A 26,075-nucleotide genomic window follows, 5' to 3' on the forward strand; every position below is an offset into this window, starting at 1 on the left:
GCGTATGGTGACAAACACGTAGTCCCCTACGGGCGGTCACAAGCCGCCCCAGAGAGAAGGGCAACACAATGAATTTCATCGCATTTCTCATTCTCGGACTCATTGCCGGAGCGATCGCCAAGATGATCCTTCCGGGCAAGCAGGGCGGCGGCTGGATCATGACGCTGATTCTCGGCGTCATCGGCGCCATGCTCGGCGGATGGCTCGGCAATGCGATCTTCGGCGTCGGAGTCGACGAGTTCTGGAGTCTCTCGAGCTGGCTGCTCGCCATCGGAGGCGCCATCATCGTGCTCCTGATCTGGGGGCTCATCTTCGGGCGCAAGAAGCGTGCCGAGGCATAACATTCTCTGAACGCGGTCGGCCCCGAGATCCGTATGGTTCCCGGGGCCGACGTCTGCCTACCCGTGGCTCGAGCCGGCGGGCCGCACCGATCGTTCGTCTGTCTCAGTCGAGCACCGCGTACGCTTCGACTTCGATGAGAACGTCCGGTTCGAAGAGGTAATCAACGCCGATCATCGAGATCGGGGGCAGCGGGGTCGACAGATCGAGCTCACGCGTCGCACGCTCGAGTCCCTCCATGAACGCGGCATTCTTGTCGACGCTCCAGTCCACGACGAAGAAGCGCAGCCGCACGACGTCAGCAAAGCTCGCTCCCGCTCCGGCGAGTCCGCGAGCCGTGTTGCTCATTGCCTGCAGCATCTGGCCGATGAGGTCTCCGGTCGCGATGTGCCCGCCGTCAGCATCCCTCGCGATCTGACCGGCCACATGGACCTGGCGCGATCCCGTGGCAACCGAGACATGGTGATACGGAACGGGCTGGAACATTCCATCCGGGCTGAATGTGTGTACGGTCATGACGACTCCTGACGAGTTATGGGAACCTGGTATCTCATGTGTACGTGAGAGCAAAAGAGCACTTCAACGAGACCAGGTGTCATGACCGAAACTGCCCGCACCCCGGCGCCCACTCCACAGGTCACCCCTGAGCACCGCGAACTGCTCGACCAGGTGCTCGATAAATGGTCGCTGCAGATTCTCGACGTCTTGTGCGAGAGCCCTCGACGTTTCAATGAGCTGCGTCGAGCGATCCCCGCTGTGACCCAGAAGTCACTCACGAGCGCGTTGCGTCGCCTTGAGCGCAACGGAATGGTCGATCGCGTCATCGTAAGTACGCGCCCCGTCGCCGTTGAGTATCGCATCGCCGCGCTCGGCACGACCCTGCAGGATTTGATCGATGCGCTCTTGAGCTGGAGTGCGACGAACCTGGCTGCCGTCAATGACGCACGTGAACGATTTGACGACCAGGCGGATTCTGGCGGAACACCACCGTGATCAGCACCCCAGGCATGAGACAGGCTGGCCTGTTTCAGACCACGGGGTGATGCCCGAAAGGCACGCGCCGTGACAGGATGCTGGCATGTCTTCACCACGCCTCCACCCACTGTGGCTGTGGATCACCGTGGGCAGCGTCTCCCTGGCTCTTTACGTCGTTGCCGTCCCGGTCAGTTCTGCGCTCTATCACGTGCCCGTTGCCGTCGCCTTTGTTCTGTCAGCGTTTACAGCCGGTTCGCTGCCGCTCTCGCTTCTGCGGCCACGTACGGCCATCGCCCTGTTCGTCATTGGGCTGCTCGGCAACGGCATCCTCGCCAGCGCCGTCCGCGACCCCTTCTGGCCGTGGCCCGTCCCCGTCACCGAGATCATCACACTGGCACTTTTGATCGGTCTCATCCAGTACCGCCGCGGTTGGCCTCTCGCTGCCGCTACCTGGCTCGCCGCACTTGTCGCTGCCCTCGCAATACCGCCACTCTCCGGACGCGACAACGTCCTGATGGTGACGGGAACCGAGATGGCGGATCTGATCGTCACGTTCTCGATCGGAGCTGTCGCGTTCGTCATCGCCCTGCTGGTCTCGGGGCGTAACGATATTCGTGAGGAGCTCGCCCGAGAGAAGGAGGTCTCGGCCGAAGAGCAGTCGAGACGACAGCTCATCGAGGAGCGTTCGCGCATCGCGCGCGAACTGCACGATGTTGTGGCCCACAGCATGTCGATCATTCAGGTGCAGGCATCGACGGCTCAGTATCGACTGAGCGATCTGAACGAACCCGCGATCGCGGAGTTCGATGACATCGCAGCATCCGCCCGCTCGGCACTCGCAGAGATGCGTCGACTGCTCGGTACTTTGCGCCCGGACGGCCAGGAAGCCGAGAGGATGCCGCAGCGCACGATCGGAGACATCCCGGGGCTCATCGAAACCGCCCGTCGCTCGGGGGTACCGATCGACATGAGCATCGACGACGAGCTGCGCGGTGCGCCGCTCTCGGTTCAGGTGGCGACGTTCCGCATTGTGCAGGAGGCCATCAGCAATGCGCTGCGACACGCCCCCGGGTCACGGGTGAGTGTCGGGGTGACCCGCAGCAACACGTCGGGTGCCGTCGTCTCGGTGATCAACTCGGCACCTGGTGCTGTCCCTGAGGACGCTGCCGGCGGCGGCCACGGGCTCATCGGCATGCGTGAGCGCACAACAGCCCTCGGGGGCGTTCTCGAAACACATGCGACGCCCGACGGCGGCTGGCTCGTCCATGCCGTGCTACCGTTCGACGCGGACGCTCTGACCGATGAGACCCCCGAGGACGACGCATGACCATCTCCGTTGCCATTGCCGATGACCAGACGATGGTGCGTGCGGGCTTCGCTGCGCTTTTGGACGCACAGACCGGTATTCAGGTTGTCGGGCAAGCGTCCAATGGGCTCGAGGCCGTCGATCTCGTGCGCCGCGAGAAGCCGGATGTCGTGCTGATGGACGTGCGGATGCCGGAACTCGACGGACTCGAAGCGACGAGGCGCATCCTCTCGCCGCAGCATCCGCTCCCCCACGTTCCTCGCGTCATCATGCTCACGACGTTCGACATCGATGACTATGTGTACGAGGCCCTGCAGGCCGGGGCCAGCGGATTTCTGCTGAAGGACTCGCTGCCGGCCGAGCTCGTGCAGGCCGTGCGCGTCGTCGCCGCAGGAGATGCGCTGCTCGCACCGAGCATCACCCGACGCCTCATCGAGCAGTTCGGGCAGAGCCGGCCCACGACGCCGCGGGCCAACCTTGAGCTGAACGCGCTGACCGATCGAGAGCGCGAGGTGCTCATGCTCATCGGGTCGGGACGCTCCAACGGCGAGATCGCTGGGGACCTGTTCATCTCAGAGCAGACCGTCAAGACGCACGTCGGCAAGATTCTGCAGAAGCTGCAGCTGCGCGACAGGGTGCATGCCGTAATCTTCGCGTACGACGCAGGACTCGTCACCCCCGCAAGCTGAGCGCTCGGCACCCCACACTCCGGGCGCAGCACACACCCTGTCACGGACGCGATCGGTGCCCTCGTCCCGGTGCTGAGTGTGAATGGCCTGACAATGGCTGAACACGGCTTGAACTGCGCAGCGCCCTGAGGAATCGTGGCACGGACATACCCGCAACCGGAAGGAGAGCTTGTGCTCACCCTCACCGACAATGCACGCACCATCGTCAAGACGATCGCTTCCCAGGCGACCGGCGAAGACGATGCCGGACTGCGCATCAGCAGCCAGACGGAGCAGGGCAGCGGCGATTTCGCCGTCGATGTCGCGACGTCTCCCGAAGCCGACGATCAGGTGGTCGAAGCAGGCGAGGCGAGGGTCTTCCTCGAAGAGGGCGCAGCCGTCGCCCTCGACGACAAGGTGCTCGACGCCGAGGTCAATGCCGAAGGAGCAGTGAGCTTCTCGATCGGCAATCAGCAGACCGTCTGACATCCCGAACGTCGCGCTGCCTCACTCCCTCGTAGGGGGTGAGGCAGCGTCTTTTTCACCCCAGTGGTCGATGTGGCCGGCAGCATCCGGTTTCTAGTCTTCAGGAAGATCAGCTTCAAGGAGACGAATCATGACCACCGTTACCCCCGCTGTCGGCCGCACAGGTCACACACGGCCAACGCGCGACACCAGCATCGATCTGGTGCGTGCCGCGTGCCTCGCCGTCGTCGTCGCACTGCACTCGCTCATGGTGGGCATCAGCATCGGCGCGGCCGGCCCGGTTTTTGAGAACGCGGCCGAGGGTCACGACTGGTTCATCCCGGTCTCGTGGGTGGTGCAGGTCATGCCGCTCTTCTTTATCGTCGGCGGCTTTTCCACGCGCAGGGCGTACCGTTCGGCGCGTGGCCGTGGAAATACGCCTGCGGAGTTCGTCGCCGGGCGTGTGCAGCGACTTCTCGGGCCCGCCATTGTCATGGTGGCCGTCGTCGGTGCGGCCCTGCTGATCATGACGCTCACGGGTGTCCCGGCCGATATGATCGCTGAAGCCGGGTTCCGCATCAGCCAGCCTCTGTGGTTCCTCGGCGTGTACGTGCTCTGCCAGGCGCTTGCTCCGGCGATGATCGCCGCGCATGAGCGGGCTCGGCGCACGACCCTCGCGCTCCTCGGCGCCGCCGTCATCGGGGTGGATGTTGCCTCGTCACTCGGCGGAGTCGGAGCGATCGCCTTCCTCAACCTCGCGTTCGTGTGGCTGCTCGTGCAGCAGCTCGGGTTCTGGCTCGCTGATGGAACAGTCGACGCGCTGACGGTTCGCGCTCGCGTCATGATCGGCGTTGGTGCCCTCGCTGCCCTGTTCGCCGTCACACTGCTCGGCATCTACCCGGGCAACATGTACGCCGCTCTCAACCCGCCGTCCGCGGCCCTTGTGCTCCTCGGCATCGTGCAGCTGGCCGGCCTATCGCTCGCGCGCCCCTGGCTGAAGCGCGTCGCCGCACGCGAGCCGGTGCATGCAGTGACCGCGTGGATCAACTCTCGTTCGATGACGATCTATCTCTGGCACATGCCGGTGCTCATCGCCCTCGCCGCCATCGCTCTCGTCGGCGCATGGGGCGGCATCGTGCCCCTGCCCGAGCCTGGCAGCGGTGCCTGGTGGGCCACGCGTCCGTTCTGGATCGCCCTCGCGATGGCGACGACCGCTCTCGTTGCGCTCGCCACGAGTCGCTGGGAGCGCCGGACGATGCCGACACCGACAGCATCCGCTCGCCGTGCCGCTCTGGCGGGCGTCGCGGGCGTGCTCAGCGCCGTCGTCTTGCTGATCGGCGGCATCACCGTCCTCACCGCGATCGCGAGCGTGATCCTCATGCGCGTGGCACTCACCGCCTCGGCACACCCTCCTCTGGGTGGACGAACGCAATACCAGAGAGTGATGCCCCGCGCCGTACCGACTGCATAGCTTTGTGGAGTGGACATCGTGAACGAACTCATCATGCAGGCGATCGCCTCACCGTGGCTGTACGCCGTGATGTTCGCCGTCGCCATCATCGACGGCTTCTTTCCGCCGATTCCCAGTGAAACGGTTCTCGTGGCTGCCGCGGCCGTCGCCGCCTCCACGAACAGCACCAACCTGATTCTCCTGTGTGCCATTGCAGCGATCGGAGCAGCGATCGGCGACAACATCGCCTTTTCGATCGGCCGAGGTGTCGGCACTCGCCGCTTCCGGTGGATGCGCCGCCCACGTGTCGCCGCCTCCTTCGACTGGGCCGGCCGGACGCTCGACCGCTCAGGGGCCGGCCTCATCCTCGGTGCACGCTACATCCCCGTCGGTCGTGTCGCCGTCAATATGACAGCCGGAGCGCTGCGTTACCCGCGCCGACGCTTCATTCCTCTCAGCGTCATCGCCGGGGCGATGTGGGCCGTGTACTCGGTCTTCATCGGACTCGTCGCAGGCAACCTGGTGAAGGACCAGCCGCTGCTCGGCGCGGTAATCGGCATCGTCCTTGCGCTCGTCATCGGCTTCGTGATCGACCGGATCGTCACAGCCCGCCGCCGTCGCCTTGAGGCCGCCGGGCTGTCAGCCGAGCTCGACGCGACCAGCGAGCCGTCGCGGATGTCCGCTGATGCGCCGTGAGAGCTCAGATGCCACACGGGCCAGCCGAGTCACCAGCCCTTCGGACCCGACGCTGTCGATATCGCCTCGTGCTGTCTCGAAGGTGACGGCGATGGATGCTGCGGGCCAGCCCACATGGTCGGTCACAGCCACGCCGATCGACGCGAGACCGCGCGTGATCTCACCGTCTTCTGAGGCGAAGCCGCTGCGCCGCGTCTCGTCGAGCAGGCGACGCAGCTCAGAGTAGCTCCTCGGGCCCAGCCCAGTGCGGTCGACGAATGCCTCTCGGTCGGGGAAGAGCGCGCGGACCTGGTACTTGGGCAGCTGAGCGAGCATGGCTCTGCCGGTTGCCGCGAGCTGTGCGGGCAGACGCACGCCGACGTCGCTCACGAGGTGGGGCCTGCGCGGAGCCCGCTCTTCGACGATGTACAGCACATCGCGCCCGTGCAGCACGGCCAGGTGCGCGCTTTCGCCCAACTCGTCGACGAGGCCCGCGAGCAGAGGCCGTCCGAGCCGGCTGAGCGGCTCGTGCCGTGCGTATCCGCTCGACAGCTCGAACGCGGCGACGCCGATGCCCCACCTCCGCTCTTCAGGCAGGTGCACGACGTAGCCCTGCCTCTGCATCTCGCTCAGCAGCTGGTACACGGTGGATCGCGGCAGCTCGAGGGCCCCGGCGATGCGCGCGGCGGCGACCGGGCCGCGCTGCCGGGCGAGGAAGGTCAGGATGCGCAGTGTCTGGTCGGCCGCCGGTGATCTGCTCATGCAGCATCCTCCATCTGCTCGTGAGATGTCCGAAATCCCGGACACACGTGTCATTATGCCCGTTCTCACCGTGCCCGGTATGCGATGGAATCGACGTATGAGCACCACTCTGACAGAACAGGGCACCGTCACACTCGGCGCCGATCTCACTGCAGCCACGCTTCTCTCCCCGGCCGACGTCGTTCGCGTCGCCCGTGATGGCGCCCGCGTCGAGCTCTCGCCCGACGTCGCCCAGGCGATCTCTGCGTCACGGCGCACGATTAAGGGCCTTGCCGAGACCGGCGACCCGCACTACGGCATTTCGACGGGATTCGGTGCGCTCGCGACGACGTTCATCGACCCCGCGCAGCGCACGCAGTTGCAGCAGAGCCTCATCCGCTCGCACGCCGCCGGGTCGGGTCCCGAGGTCGAGCGGGAGGTCATCCGCGCGCTCATGCTTCTGCGCCTCAAGACCCTGGCGACCGGTCGTACGGGTGTGCGCCTCGAAACCGCGCAGACCTACGCCGATCTGCTGAACGCCGGCATCACGCCCGTCGTGCGCGAGTACGGCTCACTCGGCTGCTCGGGCGACCTCGCCCCGCTCTCGCACTGCGCTCTCGCGGCGATGGGCGAAGGCCAGGTGCGTGACAAGACCGGCACGCTGCGCGACTCCGCAGACGCACTCGCTGACGCCGGCATCGAACCCCTCGTGCTCGTCGAGAAGGAAGGGCTCGCGCTCATCAACGGCACCGATGGAATGCTCGGGATGCTGCTGCTTGCGCTCCACGACATCCGGATGCTGCTGCGCACCGCAGACATCGCGGCAGCGCTCAGCGTCGAGTCGCTGCTCGGCACGGACCGTGTCTTCGCTGCTGATCTGCAGAGTCTGCGGCCGCAGATCGGACAAGCGCGCTCCGCCGCCAATCTGCGTGCGCTGCTCAACGGCTCCCCCATCGTCGCATCGCACCGCGGGCCGGAAGACCCGAGCGTACAGGACTCGTACTCGCTGCGCTGCACGCCGCAGGTGCACGGCGCTGCCCGAGACACCGCTGCGCATGCAGCATCCGTCGCCGACGCCGAGCTCGCGAGCGCCGTCGACAACCCCGTCGTCACGCCTGACGGTCGCGTCGAATCGAACGGAAATTTTCACGGAGCTCCGGTCGGCTATGTGCTCGACTTCCTCGCGATCGCGGCGGCTGACGTCGCGTCGATGTCTGAGAGACGCACCGACAGGCATCTGGATCCCTCGCGCAACAAGGGCCTTTCCGCGTTCCTCGCTCACGACGCCGGCGTCGACTCCGGGCTGATGATCGCGCAGTACACCGCCGCCGGAATCGTGAGCGAGCTGAAGCGCCTCGCCGTGCCCGCATCCGTCGATTCGATTCCGTCGTCGGCGATGCAGGAAGACCATGTGTCGATGGGCTGGTCGGCCGCCCGCAAACTACGCCGCGCTGTCGACGGGCTCACCCGCGTGCTCGCCATCGAGGTGATGACGGCCTGCCGCTCGCTCGACCTGCGGGCACCGCTGCAGCCGGGAGCGGCAACGGGAGCTGTGCTCGCCCGTGTGCGCGAGAGCGTCGACGGGCCGGGCAGCGACCGCATCGTCGCAGACGAGATCGAGGCCGTGGTCGAGCTGGTGCGCTCCGGGCGCATTGTGAACGCAGCCGAGACAGAGACAGGAGAATTGCAATGACGCAACAGAGCCAGACAGCGGGCAGCCAGGCACACGGCAGCCAGGCACACAGCAGCCAGGCACAGCGCAGCCAAACAGCGGGCAGCCGACCGGTCAGCGCGGCCCGCGGCACCGCACTCAGCGCCAAGAGCTGGCAGACCGAGGCGCCGCTGCGCATGCTGATGAACAACCTCGACCCCGACGTCGCCGAGCGCCCAGACGACCTCGTCGTCTATGGCGGCACCGGGCGAGCGGCACGCAGTTGGGACGCATTCGACGCGATCCGCCGCACGCTCGAAGACCTCGAGGCCGACGAGACGCTTCTCGTACAGTCGGGCAAACCCGTCGGCGTCTTCCGCACCCACGAATGGGCACCGCGCGTGCTCATCGCCAATTCGAACCTCGTTCCCGATTGGGCGACGTGGCCAGAGTTCCGCAAGCTCGAGGCCGAAGGCCTCACCATGTACGGGCAGATGACGGCGGGCAGCTGGATCTACATCGGCACGCAGGGCATTCTTCAGGGTACGTATGAGACGTTCGCCGCCGTCGCCCGCTCGCTCAACGCACGGGGGCGCGGCGATGGCACGCTCGCGGGAACCCTGACGCTCACCGCGGGCTGCGGCGGCATGGGCGGCGCACAACCGCTCGCCGTCACCATGAACGGCGGCGTCTGCCTCATCGTCGACGTGGATGCTGCCCGGCTGCAGCGTCGCCTCGACCACGGCTACCTCGACGAGATCGCGCCCGATCTGGACGCCGCGCTCGACCGCGCTCAGCAGGCGAAGCGCGACAGCGAGGCCGTGTCGATCGGGGTCGCCGGCAACGCAGCATCCGTGTTCCCCGAGATCTTGACGCGCGGCGTGGATGTCGATGTGGTCACCGACCAGACCAGCGCGCACGACCCGCTCAGCTACCTCCCGGAGGGCGTCACCGTTGCCGCGTGGCACGAGCTGGCAGCATCCGATCCCGATAACTTCACCGCTCGAGCTCGCGCGTCAATGGCCAAGCACTGTCAGGCGATGGTGGAGTTTCAGGATGCTGGTGCCGAGGTGTTCGACTACGGCAACTCGCTGCGTGCCGAGGCCCGCGAAGGAGGCTGTGAGCGCGCTTTCGAGTATCCGGGCTTCGTGCCCGCGTACATCCGGCCGCTGTTCTGCGAGGGCAAAGGACCGTTCCGCTGGGCAGCTCTGTCGGGCGACCCCGCCGATATCGCGGCGACGGACCGCGCGATCCTCGAGCTGTTCCCCGACGATGAGCCGCTGCGCCGGTGGATCACGGGCGCACAAGAGAAAGTGCATTTCGAGGGGCTGCCCGCCCGAATCTGCTGGCTCGGATACGGTGAGCGGCACCGGGCGGGGCTGAAGTTCAACGAGATGGTCGCCTCTGGGGAGCTGTCGGCTCCCGTCGTGATCGGGCGCGACCACCTGGACTCGGGGTCGGTCGCGTCGCCGTATCGCGAGACCGAGGCGATGGCCGACGGCTCTGACGCGATTGCGGACTGGCCGCTGCTGAACGCACTGCTCAACACGGCATCCGGAGCCACCTGGGTATCACTGCACCACGGAGGCGGCGTCGGCATCGGTCGCTCGATTCATGCGGGGCAGGTCATCGCCGCCGACGGCACCGATCTCGCCGCTCAGAAGATCGAACGTGTGCTCACGAACGATCCCGGCACGGGTGTGATGCGGCACGTCGATGCCGGTTACGACCGCGCTGCCGAGGTGGCCCGCGAGCGCGGGGTGCGCATTCCCCTACTCGATGCGGACGCGCCCGAACACAGCGCGCCAACCGGCCCGACTGACGCGCCCGCGGATGCTTCACCCGCCGCCTGCTCGGGAGCATAACGATGCGCACCCTCATGACGAATATCGGTGAGCTGGTCACGAACGAGAAGCGCGACACCGATCCGCTCGGCATCCGCCATGATGCAGCAGTGCTGCTGGACGGCGACCGCATCGCGTGGGTGGGTGACGCGCGCTCGGCCCTCGCCGTCGCGGGCGACGAGGGGCTCGAGGTCGTGGATGCTGCGGGGCAGGCGGTCATCCCGGGCTTCGTCGACAGCCACACCCACGTGGTCTTCGGCGGTGACCGTTCGGCGGAGTTCGCCGCACGCATGGCCGGCGAGGCGTATACAGCGGGCGGCATCCGGTCGACGGTGGCTGCGACGCGTGCAGCGACCGATGACGAGCTGCGGGCACGGCTCGCGGGCTTCGTGTCTGAGCTTCATGCGCAGGGGACGACGACGTTCGAGGTGAAGACGGGTTACGGGCTGAGCGTTCACGATGAGGAGCGCCTCGCCCGTCTGGCGCGGGAAGTCACTGACGAGGTCACGTTCCTCGGCGCTCATGTGGTTCCTCCCGAATACGATGACTCAACGGGCAGTGCGGGCGATGCCGACGACTACGTCGATCTCGTCGTCGGTGCCATGCTCGACGCTTGCGCCCCGCACGTGCGCTGGGTCGATGTCTTCTGCGAGCGCGGTGCCTTCACGCCGGAGCAGTCACGACGTGTGCTTGAGGCGGGAGCGTCTCGTGGGCTCGGTGTCCGCGTGCACGGCAACCAGTTGGGGCACGGCGACGGCGTACGGCTTGCCGTGGAGCTCGGCGCGGCCAGCGTGGACCACTGCACCTACCTCAGCGATGAGGACGTGGCGCTGCTGGCAGCATCCGGAACTGTCTGCACGTTGCTTCCGGGCGTCGAGTTCTCAACCAGGCAGCCCTACCCCGACGCACGCAGACTTCTGGATGCTGGTGCCCGCGTGGCGCTGGCGAGTGACTGTAATCCCGGGTCGAGCTTCACGTCGAGTATGGCATTCTGCATCGCCGTTGCCGTGCGTGACATGGGATTCACGGCGGCAGAGGCGCTGTGGGCGGCAACGGCCGGGGGCGCGGCGGCACTCGCACGTGACGACGTGGGTCGCATCGTGCCCGGGGCACGTGCCGACCTCGTGCTGCTCGGTGCGCCAAGCCACGTGCATCTGGCGTACCGCCCCGGTGTCCCTCTGGTCGCGCAGACCTGGGTGGCTGGCCAGAGAATCTGAGCTGCTCTCCCTCAGACTCAGGTGGCACAGTTTGCATATGCGGACGCCCTGAATTGCAAACTTTGCCAGATGAACGGTCCGTCCGGCCTGCCCTACCTGCCCTGGCTGGTCAGCCGCGCCATCCGCGTGAGCGCAGAGCGTCCCGAACACGGTGAACGAGTGTGTCCGGCTCGTTGAACAGCTCCGATGACACCTGCACGACGATCCATCCGTCAGCGCGCAGCCGTTCGACACGTTCGATGTCCTGAGAATATTGCACACCGTGAACGCGACCTTGGTACTCGACGGCAACCTTGTACTCGGGGTAAGCCATGTCGATGCACGCAAGATGACACCCGTGCGAATCGTAGAAGTCGGTGTTGAGCACCGGCTCAGGTAGTCCGTGCGTGACGAGAAGATATCGGGTGAGCGATTCTCGAGGCGACCACGAATCGCAGCGTACGTAGCACAGTGCGTCCCGCAGCTTTGCCGCGCCAACCCGGCGGCAGCTGTTCAGCGCATCTGCGAGCTGCGACGGAGTAGCCAGAGGCACTCTGCCCACATGCGGCCGACCGTAACCTTCGCGCCACGCGCGGCAGAAATAGTCCCCGACCGCGACAAGCCATGGCACATCAAAGCTCTCGCCGAGCATGACCCACGTCGCGGCAGGGTCCGAGACTCGGATCCCGTCCACGGTCACAGTCGGCACCGACCGCGAGGCGCTGTGCCCGATGACCCCGCGCGTGCGCGGGGCGCGTGCCGGTTTGAACGTCGACACATGGATCATGGCATCCGTATTCATCGGCAGCGGTGCGTGATGCAATGCGGCCGCCGTGCTGTGGCTGAGAAAGTCCACATCACGGGCGCGCGGGGCATACGCATGCGCCAGGCGACGAATCGTCTCCTCGGAGCCGGGCTCGTCACTCTCGGCGCCCACGAGCGCTCTCACGCCGTAAAAGGGAGAACTGAGGTCGTCTGCACGCAATCTGCTCCGGGGGATTCCTCGGCGGGTGGCCGCTGCCACCGAAAAGTGCGTACCAAGCGCCGTGGGAAGCCGGTTGCGCGAGCGAGCCATAACCGACACTCTGCCAAAGCCGCTGATGGGCCGCTGTCATTATCCACAGTGCCCGAGTCTGGCCCTGCTCAGATGTCAATATTGGTGGAAATCTGCGTGTTTTCACGCCAACTTCGCCACTTGAACGCAGAGGGGGTCAGCGTCAGCGTGCGGCGAGGCCCGCGGCAGCCTCCAGCACGCAGAGCGCCGCCAAGCGCACCGTTCGCTCGTCCGCGACATCTGCCAGAGCGTCGATCTCGGTGATGTCGATCGATGAGACCTGAGGATGCTGCGCCACGACGCGCGCCACACGGCGCAGTTCATGCGCGGCGATGCCTCCGGGCGTCGACGCCGGGCATGCGGGCGCCACTGCCCTGTCGCACACGTCCACGTCGAGGTCGACGTGAATCGGGCCGCCCGCACCGCCGGCGACCGCGAGCGCCTCGGCCAAGACGTCGTCGAGCGGCAGCCGCAGCAGGTCGTCGCGCGTGATCACGGTGATGCCCAATTCGCGGGCGCGCTCGGCGTAGGCGCGCGAGTTCGCGAAGTCCTGGATGCCGATCTGCACCACGCGGTGCCCGTCCAGACCAGTTTCAATCAGGCGGCGCACGGGCGATCCGTTCGAGCGGCCGTCGCGCAGATCGTAGTGGGCGTCCAGCGTGATGAGCCCCGCTGTCGCGATATCGCCGCCCCACGCGCCGAGCGCGGCGGGCACGGTCGCGGCGTTGTCGCCTCCCAGAGCCACGGTGAGTCGGCTGCGCGTGGCCACGTCGGCGACGCGCTGCCGCGCAGCATCCTCATCTCTGTCGGGGTCGATGATGTCGCCGGCGTCGGCCAGTGTCAGAACGTCGAGGTCCGCGTCACGGTCGTGTGCGAAGGGACTGTAGCGGCGCAGTGCCTCGCGCACGGCTGCGGGCGTCGCGTCCGCCCGTGTCGGCGACAGGGAGGTGCGTGCGGTCGGTATCCCGATGAGCGTGAGATCGAGGTCTCCGTTGATTCGGCCCGCGGGAGTCCAGTCACCGGCCCGCGGCCAGAGGTCATCGTGCGAAAGCGAAGCGGAACCGTCTGCCATGATTCGACGCTAGCACCGCGCATGGCTGTGCCGGGTGGGCTTCGACCCGACGCCGCTCTGCGCCGCGGGGAAGCCTTCGCTCCGGCGCTATCCTGCCCAGCACCCTTCGCCCCGGCATTGTTCCGCTCGGCACCCTTCGCCCCGGCGCTGTTCTGCTCAGCGTCCTTCGCCCCGACATTGTTCTGCCCAGCACCCTTCGCCCCAGCGCTGGTCTGCTCGGCACCCTTCACGCCGACGCCGCTCCGAGGGGCAGCCTTCGCCCTGACGCTGCTCTGCTTGGCAGCCTTCGCGCCCGCACATGCCCGAGCACTAAGATCGGTTCATGGCAGTGATGCAGCGAACCGCAGCTCACGGGCAGGTCCTGTGAACGAACCGAGCGACGCGACGGGCCCGATCAGCGTCTCGCGCACCCGACTTCCGCGAGCCGTTCTGTGGCGCTACGGGATCGGCTCGCTCGGAACCGGCGGCTTCGCCACGCTCCCCGGCCTTGTACTGGTCTACTACCTCACTGACACCCTCGGTGTGACCGCGCTCGTCGCGGGGTTGATCCTCACCATCTCGAAGATCTGGGACGTCGTGATCGACCCGATCATCGGCGACCGCAGCGACGTCAGTCTCGTGCGCAGCGGATCCCGCAGACGCTTCATGACAATCGGCAGCCTCGCGCTTCCCGTCTTCTTCGTGCTGACGTTCGCCGTCGCTCCCGGGCTGCCGCCGGCAGCATCCGCCGTCTGGGTCACGCTCGCGTTCATTCTCTGCGCCACCTCGTTCAGCATGTACCAGGTGCCGTATATCGCGCTCCCGGCCGAGCTGACGCGCCGATACAACGAGCGCACGCGGCTGCTCACCTGGCGCGTCGTGGTACTGACCGTTGCGATCCTGCTGTTCGGCGCGGGCGGGCCGCTGCTGCGCGACCTCTACCCATACGACCCCTACCTCGGGTATCTCGTGATGGCCATCGTCGCCGGAGTCGTCCTCGGCATCGGGATGCTGCTGTCGACAACGGTCGCCCCGCGCAACGTTCCCGAACCCGAGGTGCGGCCCACAGCATCCCTCGTGCAGAACTATCGGGGCGGCATCCGCGCCCTCGTGCGCAGCCAGCCGTTCCGCGCCCTGCTCGCGACGTATATGCTGCAGGGCCTCGCCACCGGGATGATGCTCGCGGGTGCCCAGTACGTCGCGACGTGGGTGCTGCATTCTGAGACCGCCGTGACTCTGCTATTCGTCGCACTCATCGCCCCGGCACTGCTGCTCACGCCGGCGTGGGGCGGCATCGCGAAGCGCATCGGCAAGGAACGCGGCTTCTGGTTCGCCAGCATCATCTTCCTCATCGCCTCGGCCTCGCTCATCATGCTGCTGTGGTCGCCGGGCTGGTGGGTCTTCATTTCGGTCGCCGTCGCCGGAGCCGCGTATGCCGGCATGCAGGCGTTGCCCATGGCGATGCTGCCCGACGTGATCTCGCACGACGCAGAACGCCACGGCGAGGGCCGCGCGGGCGTCTTCGGTGGTCTCTGGACGGCGGGCGAGACCGCCGGTATGGCGTTCGGGGCGACAGCGCTGACGGTCGTGCTGGCGATCACCGGATACCAGGAGTCGGTCGGCGTCAGCGCCGTCAGCCAATCGGATGCTGCAGTGACCGGCATCGTGCTGAGCTTCAGCGTTGTTCCTGCCGCGGCCATGCTTCTGAGCCTTCTCACGCTGAGCCGGTACCGTTTGCGGCGGTCCGACATCGATCACGAGGGAGCATGACGTGCCCGAACCGCTGAGCGGTGCCTCCCGGGAGGTCCTCGACCGGTTGCGCCTCCTGCGTGAGGCGGATGCTGCCAGCCACGGCGGCCGCGTGCTGTCGTATGTCTACGACTCAGGGTTAGCCGAGCTCGACGAACTGGCAGCCGAGGCAATGCGGCTCGTGCAATCGGTGAATGGCCTTGATCCGACGGTCTTCCCGTCGGTGGCCGCGCTGGAGAGCGACCTTGTCGGCTTTGCCAAGCGGATGCTGCACGGCGACGATGACACGGTCGGAACGGTGACGAGCGGTGGCACCGAGAGCTGCATGTTGGCCGTGAAGACGGCGCGCGATGTGTGGGCGGCCGCGCAAATCTCCGGAGATCCTGCGACCCAGCGAATGATCGCCCTGCGACCGCGCATTGTTGCACCGACGACCGTGCACGCTGCATTTCACAAGGCCGCGCACTATTTCGGGCTCGACCTCGATCTTGTGCCCGTCGATGACGAGGGGCGTGTGCCCGTCGACGACCTTGTCGCCCGGTTCGGCCCCGACGTCGCGCTTGTCGTGGTGTCGGCACCGAGCTACCCATTTGGCGTTCTCGACCCGATTGCGGAGGTCGCGGCCGCTGCGGCGCGCTACAGCATCCCGTGTCATGTCGACGCGTGCATCGGCGGATTCGCGCTGGCTTGGTGGGGCGATCTGCCGCCCTGGGACTTCTCGGTCGACGGTGTGACGAGCATCTCGGCAGATCTGCATAAGTACGGGTATGCGCCCAAGGGCGCCTCGGTGCTGTTGCAGCGCGATCGCGACAGGCAGCGGCATCAGTTCTTCGCGATGGCGCGGTGGCCGGGGTATCCGGTGGTGAATCCGACGCTGTTGGGCTCGAAGTCGGCGACGGCTCTCGCTGCCGCGTGGGCGATTGTGCAGCGGTTGGGCACCGAGGGGTTTGCTGAGCTTGTCGCGTCGTGCCGGCGGTCGACGGAGCAGCTGCGTGCGCTCATCGATGGCACGACCGGGCTGCGCATCGTGGGCGACCCAACGGGGCCTCTGCTCGCGGTTGCGTCAGATGTGACGGTCTCGAAGCGGCTGCGTGTGGATCCGCATCATTGGGCCGATCGCGTGGCGGAGCTCGGTTTCACATTGCAGATGCAGCCCGGCTTCATGCAGGCGAACGGTCGTGCCCTTCCCCGCACGACACATCTCACGATCACGCCGGTGACCGAGCGGATGCTGCCAGAGCTCAGCGACGTGATGACGCGTGCTGCCGACGATGTGCGAGGAAAGACGCCGGCCAACCCGAAGCTTGCGGTACAAGCGCTGCGAATGTCTGGGGCACTCGGGCGTGAGCTGACGGCTGACAAGGCGCAGGCGCTGCTGTTGCGTTTCGGGGTCGGTGGCAGTCAGCGACGTTCTGGTGGTGCGACATCGCCGTTGCCGTCAAAAATGGCGCCGCTGATTGCGTTGATCGAGCAGCTTCCGGCGGAGTTTGCGGAACGCCTCCTCATTGAGGTCTTGGCGCGACAGTCGGAGCCGCCCGGCGACAGGTGATGTCCGGCTGTGTGCTGATCGTTGATACCCAACAGCGCGGCTCCCTGCGTCGTGCCGCTGCCGGTCGCCCATAATGGTTCGCAACCGCACAACCGCGCAGGTCCAGTCATCTCTCGCTAACGGCTGCCTGTCGGCCATAAAGTGGCCTGTCCTGATGTCCGAACCGGGCCGCCTACCCCTCAAGTAAGCTCACCGATCAGCATCCTGGACCATCGGGATTTTTGGTGCACTCCTTTTTGACGATGACGGAGTTCGCAGTGGTGGCGATGGCGGTGACGCCGGATGCTGCCTTCGACAGCGTTCCTTCGACGGGAAACCAGCCCTCTCCCGGCGTCCTGATCTCGACGGAGTAGTCGACAGTGAGACTGACCTTGTAGGTGCCCTTTTCGGTAAACGTGTGGCTCGTTGCTGTGGCGGTGAACTCGGGGACATCGAGGTCGTCCCAGGGGCTTCCACGGGTGGATGTCGTCGATGACGTGCCGTCGCCCCACGACCAGGAGTATCTGGTCGGCGTGAATCGTACGTTGATGGGGATGTCGAACAGCTCGCCGCTGGCAGTATTGACGGCGGCGTCGGCATAAAAGTTTGCGGGCAATCCGACGATCATCCACCCATCGGGTTCCATCGCCACTGACACTTGTTCGGGCGTGAAGGATGCGAGGTCGTGGATGGTGATGGGGTCGCTGCCTTCTTCGGGGCAGGTTCCGAGGAGTCGGCATGCGATGTCGGCTTCATGTTCTTCAGCACTGTCACGGTAGCTGTCGTCGGAGTCGTCGCGCGGGCCTCCGCCGTTGTTGTTGCCGCCGCCGGACCCGCCGCGTCCGTCGGACCCACCGTCGCCGGGCTTTGTCTTGTCAGCACCCGTGTCGACAGTCCCATCATTTACATCCCCGCATACGCTTCCGAGCACATCCGTGTTCGTACAATCCGCAGGTAGGATCCCAACCGGAGCAGCGGCCGCGAGGACGCTGACTGCGAGAGAAATCAACAGACTTGTGATTCGTCCCATAGACCTGTCTCGCTAATCAAAAGTGCGGAAGATTCGTCGTCCCAGATCATCGTCACGGATAGGGGAATCAAGGCCGATGTGCGATTCTCGTCGGTTACGTCATTCCCATTTTCATCAATGATTCTTTGGTTAGACACGTCTCGGCAGAGAGCAATTTGAACTTTCGCAGATTTGCCATCCTGGTTAAGGCTTGCCAATTCCGCATTTCGGAAGCTAGAGCTCCCTTCGGTATGCCAACCGCGATCAGCAAATGATTCTTCCGACGTCTGCTCCGTAAAGTACTCGTCTGTAACGACCTCCGAAAGCTCGTCTTCCGCGGCTTCACCTTCCGCAGTGACCTGGTCAAATGCCGCGTTGAACTGCTGGTAGACGTCGACGGCGGCCTGCAACGCCTCCTCTTCACTCGCGAAGATCGCCGTCTTCGTCGGCGTCGGCGTTTTTGTGGGCTTCGGATCAGCGGGCGCACACCCTGCAGCTGTCAGCGCAATCGCACTTGCACACACGAGAGCCAGCACCGCACGCAGAGCCCTCGAGAATCGCATACGGTTCAGCGTAGAAAAAACAGCGACTGCACGTGAAAGTTATCCACAGGTTCGCGATGCCGCCTTTCCGAGACTCGACAAATACAGAATCGATGGAGCGGTCTGCCGTCAATGATCACGTGGGATTCCCCTCAGCGGGCGTGCTGCTGGGAATGAAGATGTCGTGAAGCGGACAAGGTCGTGTGGCATAACCGCCAAAGATGTCCGCACAGTACTACTACTGATCACGGCAGCACACAGGCCGAGTGACGTACGCAAGTTCAGGCGTAAGGAGGCGCGTCCTGACCCAGAAAGGTGCGACGTTGCCGACGTGACAGCGGACAGTTTGCTGTCATGTGCGGAGAATGGGTTTCTGTCATGTGCGGACGAGATTGCCTGCCGCGGAGTGACAGATTTTCCGTAAAGTTCAGCAACCGCCGGGCGCGTCAGGGCGTCGCCCCACCACGCTCGAACTTCGCCGCCGCATTGCCGCCCAGCACCACATCGATGCGCTCCAACTGCGTCAGCGCCATACGTGGCATGTCACCCAGTGCAAACCAGCGTGCCTCCGTGTTCTCGCCGTCGGCCGGGTGAGCCTCGCCCGAGACATAGCGGCAGGCGAAGACCAGGTCGAGAAACTGAGCTTTGTCACCATTGGGCCACTGCACCGGCGGATGTGTGTGCACCCACGCGAGGCGCTCGGCGACAGCGACAGTGCCGGCCTCTTCGAGAACTTCGCGCTCCGCAGCATCCGCCGGCTGTTCGCCCGGGTCGATGATGCCCGTGACGTTCGTCCACTGGTCGTTGTCTGCGCGCCTTACGAGCAGTATCTCAGTGCCATCAGCACCCCGCCGCATCACCACAGCAGTGACTCCGCTCAGCCACAGCTCATCGTGCCCGATCTTACGTCGAAGCGCCGTGATGAAGTCTGGCGTTGCCATGCCTCACCGTACCCCGGCAGTCTCGGCTTCCGTCGGTGACGCGTCGGCCTCAGCTCGCTTCGCTTTGTCAGCATCCTTACGGGCACGCTTGGCCGCCCGGCGTTCCTTCGCACCCTCGACCAAGTTGTACAGCGTCGGCAGCACGACCAAAGTCAGCACCGTCGACGACACGAGCCCGCCGATCACGACGATCGCGAGAGGCTGCGAGATGAAGCCTCCGTGACCGGTGATGCCCAACGCCATCGGAGTGAGGGCGAAGATCGTCGCAAGCGCCGTCATGAGAATCGGGCGCAGACGTCTGACGGCGCCGTGCTCGACAGCATCCGCCACGCTCAGTCCCTTATCTCGATACTGGTTCACGAGGTCGACAAGCACGATGGCGTTCGTCACGACGATGCCGATCAGCATCAGGACGCCGATGAGCGACGGAACCCCGAGCGGGACCCCGGTCGCCAGCTGCAGCCCGATCGCGCCCGTGGCCGCGAACGGCACAGAAACCAAAAGCAGCAGCGGCTGACGCAGCGACCGGAACGTCGCCACCATCACGATGTACACGATGAGGATCGCCGCGAGCATCGCAATGCCAAGCTGCTGGAACGCGGTGTCCTGGTCGGCGCTGACGCCGCCGATCTCGGCTGTAGCGCCCGACGGCAGGTCCACCGTGTCGAGTGCTTCGAGCACCTCGGCACTCGCGCCACCGATGTTGTCGCCAGCAGGCGTCGCGCTCACAGTTGCCGACCGGTCGCCGCCCACCGTGGTCACGCTCTGGGGGCCGTCCGTGATCTCCACTGTCGCCAGTGTCGACAGCGCCACCATGCCGGTCGGCGTCGGGATTTCGAGATCCTTGAGTTCATCGATCGTGGTGGGTTCGTCGCCAGCCTCCATGTAGATGGTGAGCGTCGACCCGTCGATCACGATCGTGCCAGCCTGTTGCGGTTGCGTCGCACTTGAGACATACGAGCTCAGCGCGATCTCGCTGTACCCCGCCTCAGCGGCATCCTGCCGGTCAACGGCGACCTCGATGAACGGTCGCGTCTCGGCGAGGTTGTCGCTGACTTCGGCGACGGCATCGAGCCCGCTCACGGCGTCATGCACAGCATCCGTCGCCTTCTGCAGGTCATCGGCGGACGTGGCCGTGATGTCAACCTCGATGTCCGTCGATGCGCCGAAGCCGCTCGATGCGGCAACTTCGATCGTTCCCGCATCGTCGATCATCGACAGCTTGTCGCGCACCGTCTGCTGCAGCGCCGTCTGATCGGCATCGACGTCTGTGGTGATCGAGAACGTGATCGCGCCTTCGCCCCCACCGAGGAATGCATCGCTCAGCGAGCTTCCGCTGGAGCCGATCGATACCTGCACGGTTTCGATGCCGTCGATATCGAGCAGAGTGTCTTCGACCTTCTGCGCAGCCTTGTCCTGCGCGTCTAGGCTCGTGCCCGGGTCAAGGGTCTGGGTGACCGACAGCGTGTTCTGCCCGCTGTCGCCCAGGAAGTTCGTCTTCATGAACGGGGCCGCGGCCAGGGTGACGCCCATGACAAGCAGGGACAGAATGATCGTCGTCGCTGAGTGCTTGAGCGTCCAGCGAATGATCGGCAGGTAGCTGCGCTGCAAGAGCGTCGGATGCTTCAGTTCGTCTTCGTGGTCGGTCTGTGCGCGGCGGCGCGAACGACGTGACAATCCGGATGCTGTCGAGGCGACACCTGCCGGCTCAGCGGTCTCCGGTGCGACGGACTCTGGCACGACAGTCTCTGGCTCGTCCGCTTCCGGCGAGTCGCTCGGAGAATCAGACTCCGGAGAGGCTGTCGGCTCTCCGTCCACAGGTGAACCGGCAGGCTCGTCCTCTGCGGCGGCTGTCTGATCGCCAGCGTCGGCAGATGTCGTCTGTTCGACAGAGCGTATCTGGTCGGTGGGGCTCGGCTGGCCGGCGGGTGCCGGGTGCTCGGCTGCTCCCGTCGTCGCCGCGTCAGCGGCTTCGGCGCTCTCGCTCGAGGCAGCAGGCGACTTCGCTGTGCGAATGTACGAAGCGGACACGATCGGAGGCATCGCCGCGATGGACGGCTTGTCCGCGGCTTCCGAATCCGCAGCTCCCTCGGGAGCGACAGCGTCCTCAGAATTCGCAGCGCCCTCAGAATCTGCAGCGGCGGTCGGCTGCGATGTGCTCGCGGGCTGAGTCTCGGTGGCCGGACGCGATGAGGCATCGGATGCTGTCACGGCGGCATCTGCCTCAGCTGCCGCTGCCGAGACGCCCTGTCCGTCGGATGTCGAGCTGACGCCCGATTCGGGTGCAGTGGCTGAAGCATCCGGTTCAGCGGGCGTTGCGGTTAGGTTCTGCTGGTCTGCCGTCTGCGCGGCATCCGACGCGGATGCTGCTGTTGCAGCGTCCGGCTCGGCGGGCGCTGTTGCAGCATCCGGTGTTGCCGACGTCGCCGTGCCACCACGACGTTTGCTCTTCGCTGCCGCTTTCGCTTCGCGCTTGGCGACGCGTGCAGCCTCGGCCTCGGCGCGGGCGCGATCTTTGGCTTCGACTGCTTCTGCCTGCTTCTGCTGCCTGGCGTCGATCTTCGCCTGCTGCTTCTCTGACAGTGCGCGCAGGAACCAGTACGCGAGCACGGGAACGATCGTCAGCGACACCAGCAGTGACGCGAGTAGGGCGATCGTCACGGTGAGGGCGAAGGGGCGGAACAGTTCACCTGTCATGTCGCCGACAAGTGCGAGCGGTAGGAACACAGCGACCGTCGTGATCGTGGAGGCAGTGATTGCGCCAGCCACTTCGCGGACAGCCGTTCCAATCGACTGCAGGCGGCCACCTCCGCTGCGGTCGGAGCTCAAGCCGAGGTGCCGCTTGATGTTCTCAATCACCACGATCGAGTCGTCGACCACGCGCCCAATCGCGATAGTCAGAGCACCGAGCGTCAAAATGTTCAGCGTGTAGTCCGACACCTGCAGGCCGATGAATGTGATCAGCACAGATGTGGGTATCGAGATCGCTGTGACGAGCGTCGCCCGCACATCGAGCAGGAACAGCAGAATCACCAAGACGGCGAAGACGAGGCCCAGCAGTCCTTCGGTCGAGAGGGACTCGATCGACTGCTCGATATACGGGGCTTGATCAAAGACGACCGTGAGGGTGACGTCGCTGCCCAGAGCGTCCTCGAGCTCGGGAAGTGCGTCGGTGACACCGTGCGAGACGTCGACGGTATTGGCGTCAGGAAGTTTGGTGATCGACAGCGTGAGAGCTTCTTCGCCGTTCACACGTGACCGCGTCGTCTGTGGGTTCTCGGTCAGCTCGACAGAGGCAACATCACCGACGGTGACCTGGTCGCCTTCCGGTGAAACGACGCCGGTGAGCGGAAGTGCCGTCAGATCGTCGACGGACTCTAGCTTGGTCCCCGACTGCACGGAGTAGGTACTGCCGTCTTCGGTGATCTCCCCCGCTCCGACCAGGTTTCCGTTCTGCTGCAGAGCGTCCTGAATGTTCTGTGTGGTCGCACCGGATGCTGCGAGCTCATCCACGTCTGGTGTGATCGTGACGCGTTGGCCGGCGGCGCCGACAATTGCTGCCTCGCGCACCCCCTCGACGTCCTCAAGCGTGGGAACGGCGACACGTTCAAGCAGGTCGTTGAGCGACTCGTTGTCGCCGCCGGTCACGGCGAGCTGGATGATCGGGAGGTCGTCGAGGCTTCCCGTCATCACCTGTGGATCAACGTCTTCAGGCAGTGTCGACGAGATGCGTTCGATTGCCTGGTTGATCTTCTGCTCGGCTGTGTTCAGGTCAGTGCCATACGTGAACGTCGCCGATACGAGGCTCAGGTTCGTGCTCGAGGTCGCACTTGTCGACTCGAGACCGGGCACGCCGCTGATCGCCTTCTCGACCGGCGTCGACACATCGTCATTGACGACGTTGGGAGAAGCACCCGGATAGTTCGTGACGATCGCCAGCTGCGGGAACGTGATGTTCGGGGCGAGCTCTTGCTTGAGGCCCGTCAGAGAAATCACACCGAACACGGCGACGACGATGGTGACAAGCGCGATGAGCGCGCGGTTCTTCAGGCTGGCGACGCTGAGAAGATGCACAATTCTCCTGCGAAAAGTTCGGGGTGGAGCGGATGCGTGCGCAGATCACTTCGCACACGCCAGGAATCCGCCTGTGCATTCTTTCACAGAAGGCTATGAGTACTGTCTGCGGGAGTGCTCTGGGTTTGCTGAGAACATCAGTATGTAGCGGCCGATAACAACTTGGACCAACCAACCACGAGACAACGACTCGGCGCGGGAGGCGTTACAACACGAGTGGGGCGGATGCTGTGACAGCATCCGCCCCATTCGTGTGTGCGTGAGCCTCGGCACGCCAGCACCTTATGCAACAGCGCTCTGCACGTCAGTACCCCCACGCTCCACAAGTTGGCACTAACCGCGATCAGCGCTGTCACACCTCAAGGCCGACGCTTACATGCTGCGGCTTTTCAACGCGGCAGCGATTCCGCACCACCACTACTCAGGGCGGCCGTTCTCGACAAAGGTGCGCAGCGCGTCGCGGACGAACGTCGCACCGTCGTTGCCACCGTAGTTCGCGGCGAAACGCGGGTCAGCGACATACATCTCGCCGAGCCCAAGCAGGTACTCGTCCGTCGCACGACCCTTCTCGCTTCCGGGTGTACCGGGGATTCCCGAGAGCCACGCCGCGTGACGACGGGCCAGGTTCTGCGCCTCGTCGCTGCCTGGCGCGATGCCGCGCTGGGCAGCATCCGCCCAGTCGTCTGCGAGCGACTTCTGCCGCTGCATCCATTCGGAGCGCTCAGCCTCACTCATGCCGCGCCACCACTCGTCTGAGCGCGCATAGGCATTCTTGCCCCAGCGCTGCTCGACCTCGTCCTTGTATTGGGTGTGGTCAAATCCGTCGAACATGGTCTCTGCCATGACACCCTCTCCTTTCTCTAATGTGCTGATGGTGGTCTCGACCGACGCGATCTGCCGGGAAATGCGCTCGCTCTCGCGGCGCAGCCACGTCAGATGCGTACGCAACGCAGCCGGAGCATCCGCCTCGCGATCGATGACCTCCGCGATTGCCGGGAGGCCGAGACCGAGTTCGCGCAGCAGAAGGATGCGCTGCAGGCGCACAAGGGCCGCGTCGTCGTAGTACCTGTACCCGTTTGCTCCCACGTCGCTGGGCTGCAGCAGACCGATGTGGTCATAATGCCGCAGCGTTCGCGTCGTGGTGCCCGCGTGTTTCGCGATCTCGTGTATCGACCAGCGCATCATGCTCTCCTTTCGTCGTGCGATGTGAACAACGATAGAAGTTGACGTTGCGTCAATGTCAAGCGCAACTTCCCGATCAGTCTTGCCGAATCCATAAACGCGATATATCGTGTTTCTATCACTCGCGATATATCGCGTTATTCTTGTGAGGGAGTTAGACGACCATGAGCAGAGAGAAATGGTTCATTCAACCGGGCGAGTCCCGCGTGATCGACACTGGCATCATCCGCTCGCTGAAGGTGGCACTGATCGGCGGTGCAATCGACGTCATCGGGCACGATGAAGACACCGCGCGCATCGAGGTTCACGATGTCTCAGGGCGCGAGCTCAAGGTGGCGATCGACGGGGACTTCCTCGAGATCGATCATCCTCAGTTGCGCTGGGAGAACTTCATCGACACATTCAGAGCGTTTGGCCCTGACAAGGCGACAGCGGCGGTGAGTTTGCTCGTCCCCCGCGACATCGACCTGTCGTTCGGCGTCGTCAGCGCACAGGCTCTGCTCTCAGGGCTGGAGACCGACGCTCGGCTCAGCACCGTGAGCGGTGAAATCGGAGCAGACAGCCTCACCGGCGACATTGAGCTGAACGCCGTCTCCGGTGTCCTGAACGTCAGCGACCACACCGGCTCCATCGCAGTGCACACGGTCTCCGGCGACGTGACAGCTGCCGGCGAGATCGAGAAGTTCACCGGGAACACGGTGTCGGGCGACGTCTTCATTGACGCACGCGGCGCGTGCGACCGCATCCGTCTCAACTCGATGTCTGGAAATCTCACGGCCCGCGTCGACGGTGATCTCGGTGCCCGCTGCGCCATCAACACCGTCAGCGGGCGCGTGCACGTCGACGGCAAGAGCGTTGAGGGCACACTCGGCCGCGGCTACTCGACAACAGTGACCGGCACGGGCAACTCCGTCGTCGAGGTCGCCGCCAATACCGTCTCCGGCGATATCTCGGTGATCCGACGTGTCGAACACACATCGACGTTCAGCGTCGACGCAGACGGAGCAGTGCGATGACCCCGGTTTTCGCGCACGGCAGCCTGCGCCTCTATCTGCTGAAACTGCTGGCCGATCGCCCGCGCAATGGTTACGAGATCATTCAGGCGCTCAGCGAACGCTTCGGCGGCACCTACAGCCCAAGTGCCGGAACCGTGTATCCCCGGCTGGCGAAGCTCGCCGACGAAGGGCTCGTCGTCAAGACCAGCGACGGCTCCAAGAACGTCTACGAAATCACGGATGCTGGCAGAGCCGAGCTTGAGCGCCGAGCCGATGAGCTCGATGCCATCGAAGACGAGGTGAGCGACTCAGTGCGGCGCCTTGCCGACGAGGTGCGCACGGGAGTGAACGATGCCATGCGCTCGCTTCGCGCCGAGCTGGCTTCCGCCGCGCGCGATGCACGAACGGCCCCGACGGAAGAACCCGTGACGACTCCGCACGAGACGGACTCGCGCACAGAGAGCCGCGTCGCCCTCTACGAAATCGAAACCGCGGTTGCGCAGTTCCGAAAGGACCTGCGCAGCGACCTGCGCACAGCGATCTCCGCCGGCAAAGTCGTCGATCGCGATCTCGTCACGACGGCACGGTCGGAGCTGGCGCGGGTGCGCGAACTACTGCGACCGTCATGACTCACCGTGGG

The 26,075-nt window shown here is 65.1% G+C and carries 23 protein-coding genes; 14 read left to right on the forward strand and 9 right to left on the reverse strand.

Annotation, left to right across the window (positions count from 1 at the left end; translation table 11 throughout):
- Positions 1-68: 68 nt before the first annotated feature.
- On the forward strand, positions 69-341 hold the full coding sequence (locus OK352_RS11645; protein WP_265141653.1) for a GlsB/YeaQ/YmgE family stress response membrane protein: 273 nt from the start codon (positions 69-71) through the stop codon (positions 339-341).
- Between the two features lie 103 nt (positions 342-444).
- On the opposite strand, the gene OK352_RS11650 is transcribed toward OK352_RS11645, so the two are convergent.
- Positions 445-855 (reverse strand): RidA family protein, encoded by a 411-nt coding sequence (locus OK352_RS11650; protein ID WP_265141654.1) that lies wholly within the window; start codon positions 853-855, stop codon positions 445-447.
- Between the two features lie 81 nt (positions 856-936).
- On the opposite strand from OK352_RS11650, the gene OK352_RS11655 reads away from it, so the two are divergent.
- The 6 genes from OK352_RS11655 to OK352_RS11680 all read left to right on the forward strand — a co-directional run bounded on the left by OK352_RS11655 (position 937) and on the right by OK352_RS11680 (position 5,899).
- Complete coding sequence (locus OK352_RS11655; RefSeq protein ID WP_265141655.1) at positions 937-1,332, forward strand: winged helix-turn-helix transcriptional regulator; 396 nt, start codon at positions 937-939, stop codon at positions 1,330-1,332.
- An 85-nt stretch (positions 1,333-1,417) separates the two neighbouring features.
- Positions 1,418-2,641: a sensor histidine kinase gene (locus OK352_RS11660; RefSeq protein ID WP_265141656.1), complete on the forward strand. Its 1,224-nt coding sequence runs from the start codon at positions 1,418-1,420 to the stop codon at positions 2,639-2,641.
- Complete coding sequence (locus OK352_RS11665) at positions 2,638-3,309, forward strand: response regulator (protein ID WP_265141657.1); 672 nt, start codon at positions 2,638-2,640, stop codon at positions 3,307-3,309. The genes OK352_RS11660 and OK352_RS11665 overlap by 4 nt, the downstream gene beginning before the upstream one ends.
- 135 nt (positions 3,310-3,444) lie before the next feature.
- Entirely contained in the window at positions 3,445-3,774 is a 330-nt protein-coding gene (locus tag OK352_RS11670) for a Fe-S cluster assembly protein HesB (protein ID WP_265141658.1), read from the forward strand.
- Positions 3,775-3,904: 130 nt separating this feature from the next.
- Positions 3,905-5,224, forward strand: a complete 1,320-nt coding sequence (locus tag OK352_RS11675; RefSeq protein WP_265141659.1) for an acyltransferase family protein — start codon at positions 3,905-3,907, stop codon at positions 5,222-5,224.
- 9 nt (positions 5,225-5,233) lie between these two features.
- Positions 5,234-5,899, forward strand: a complete 666-nt coding sequence (locus OK352_RS11680; protein WP_265141660.1) for a DedA family protein — start codon at positions 5,234-5,236, stop codon at positions 5,897-5,899.
- Here the strand turns inward: OK352_RS11680 and OK352_RS11685 are convergent.
- Positions 5,843-6,640 carry an IclR family transcriptional regulator gene (locus OK352_RS11685; RefSeq protein WP_265141661.1) on the reverse strand — a complete coding sequence of 266 codons (798 nt, stop codon included), beginning with the start codon at positions 6,638-6,640 and terminating at the stop codon, positions 5,843-5,845. The two genes, OK352_RS11680 and OK352_RS11685, sit on opposite strands and share 57 nt — an antisense overlap.
- 97 nt (positions 6,641-6,737) lie before the next feature.
- Between OK352_RS11685 and hutH the strand changes: the two genes are divergently transcribed.
- Genes hutH through hutI form a run of 3 tightly spaced genes read left to right on the forward strand, consistent with a single transcriptional unit; the run spans position 6,738 to position 11,331 of the window.
- Positions 6,738-8,312 (forward strand): histidine ammonia-lyase, encoded by a 1,575-nt coding sequence (gene hutH / locus OK352_RS11690; protein ID WP_265141662.1) that lies wholly within the window; start codon positions 6,738-6,740, stop codon positions 8,310-8,312.
- The gene (hutU, locus tag OK352_RS11695) at positions 8,309-10,135 is read left to right on the forward strand and encodes a urocanate hydratase (RefSeq protein ID WP_265141663.1); all 1,827 of its coding nucleotides are present in this window, start codon (positions 8,309-8,311) and stop codon (positions 10,133-10,135) included. Before hutH ends, hutU begins: the two co-directional genes overlap by 4 nt.
- A 2-nt stretch (positions 10,136-10,137) precedes the next feature.
- Positions 10,138-11,331 carry an imidazolonepropionase gene (gene hutI, locus OK352_RS11700; protein WP_265141664.1) on the forward strand — a complete coding sequence of 398 codons (1,194 nt, stop codon included), beginning with the start codon at positions 10,138-10,140 and terminating at the stop codon, positions 11,329-11,331.
- Positions 11,332-11,440: 109 nt separating this feature from the next.
- Here hutI and OK352_RS11705 read toward each other — a convergent pair whose 3' ends face one another.
- Positions 11,441-12,385 carry a hypothetical protein gene (locus OK352_RS11705; RefSeq protein WP_265141665.1) on the reverse strand — a complete coding sequence of 315 codons (945 nt, stop codon included), beginning with the start codon at positions 12,383-12,385 and terminating at the stop codon, positions 11,441-11,443.
- Positions 12,386-12,527: 142 nt separating this feature from the next.
- Positions 12,528-13,436, reverse strand: a complete 909-nt coding sequence (locus tag OK352_RS11710; RefSeq protein WP_265141666.1) for an arginase family protein — start codon at positions 13,434-13,436, stop codon at positions 12,528-12,530.
- Between the two features lie 393 nt (positions 13,437-13,829).
- Here OK352_RS11710 and OK352_RS11715 point away from each other — a divergent pair, with 393 nt between their 5' ends.
- On the forward strand, positions 13,830-15,185 hold the full coding sequence (locus OK352_RS11715; protein ID WP_372338110.1) for an MFS transporter: 1,356 nt from the start codon (positions 13,830-13,832) through the stop codon (positions 15,183-15,185).
- A gap of 1 nt (position 15,186) precedes the next feature.
- Positions 15,187-16,713, forward strand: a complete 1,527-nt coding sequence (locus tag OK352_RS11720) for a pyridoxal phosphate-dependent decarboxylase family protein (RefSeq protein ID WP_265141668.1) — start codon at positions 15,187-15,189, stop codon at positions 16,711-16,713.
- 196 nt (positions 16,714-16,909) lie between these two features.
- Here the strand turns inward: OK352_RS11720 and OK352_RS11725 are convergent, their stop codons facing one another.
- From OK352_RS11725 to OK352_RS11745, 5 genes are all read right to left on the reverse strand, one after another.
- On the reverse strand, positions 16,910-17,623 hold the full coding sequence (locus tag OK352_RS11725) for a PKD domain-containing protein (protein ID WP_265141669.1): 714 nt from the start codon (positions 17,621-17,623) through the stop codon (positions 16,910-16,912).
- A gap of 74 nt (positions 17,624-17,697) precedes the next feature.
- Positions 17,698-18,264 (reverse strand): hypothetical protein, encoded by a 567-nt coding sequence (locus OK352_RS11730; RefSeq protein WP_265141670.1) that lies wholly within the window; start codon positions 18,262-18,264, stop codon positions 17,698-17,700.
- Between the two features lie 425 nt (positions 18,265-18,689).
- Complete coding sequence (locus OK352_RS11735; protein WP_265141671.1) at positions 18,690-19,184, reverse strand: NUDIX hydrolase; 495 nt, start codon at positions 19,182-19,184, stop codon at positions 18,690-18,692.
- A gap of 3 nt (positions 19,185-19,187) precedes the next feature.
- Entirely contained in the window at positions 19,188-23,258 is a 4,071-nt protein-coding gene (locus tag OK352_RS11740; protein WP_265141672.1) for an efflux RND transporter permease subunit, read from the reverse strand.
- A gap of 417 nt (positions 23,259-23,675) precedes the next feature.
- Positions 23,676-24,440 (reverse strand): MerR family transcriptional regulator, encoded by a 765-nt coding sequence (locus tag OK352_RS11745; protein WP_265142023.1) that lies wholly within the window; start codon positions 24,438-24,440, stop codon positions 23,676-23,678.
- Positions 24,441-24,604: 164 nt separating this feature from the next.
- Between OK352_RS11745 and OK352_RS11750 the strand changes: the two genes are divergently transcribed.
- Positions 24,605-25,456: a DUF4097 family beta strand repeat-containing protein gene (locus OK352_RS11750; protein WP_265141673.1), complete on the forward strand. Its 852-nt coding sequence runs from the start codon at positions 24,605-24,607 to the stop codon at positions 25,454-25,456.
- Positions 25,453-26,064, forward strand: coding sequence for a PadR family transcriptional regulator (locus OK352_RS11755; protein WP_265141674.1), 612 nt, complete (start codon positions 25,453-25,455; stop codon positions 26,062-26,064). Before OK352_RS11750 ends, OK352_RS11755 begins: the two co-directional genes overlap by 4 nt.
- Positions 26,065-26,075: the final 11 nt, after the last annotated feature.

Source organism: Microbacterium sp. MPKO10, assembly GCF_026107415.2.
In the GTDB taxonomy this organism is placed as follows: Bacteria; Actinomycetota; Actinomycetes; order Actinomycetales; family Microbacteriaceae; genus Paramicrobacterium.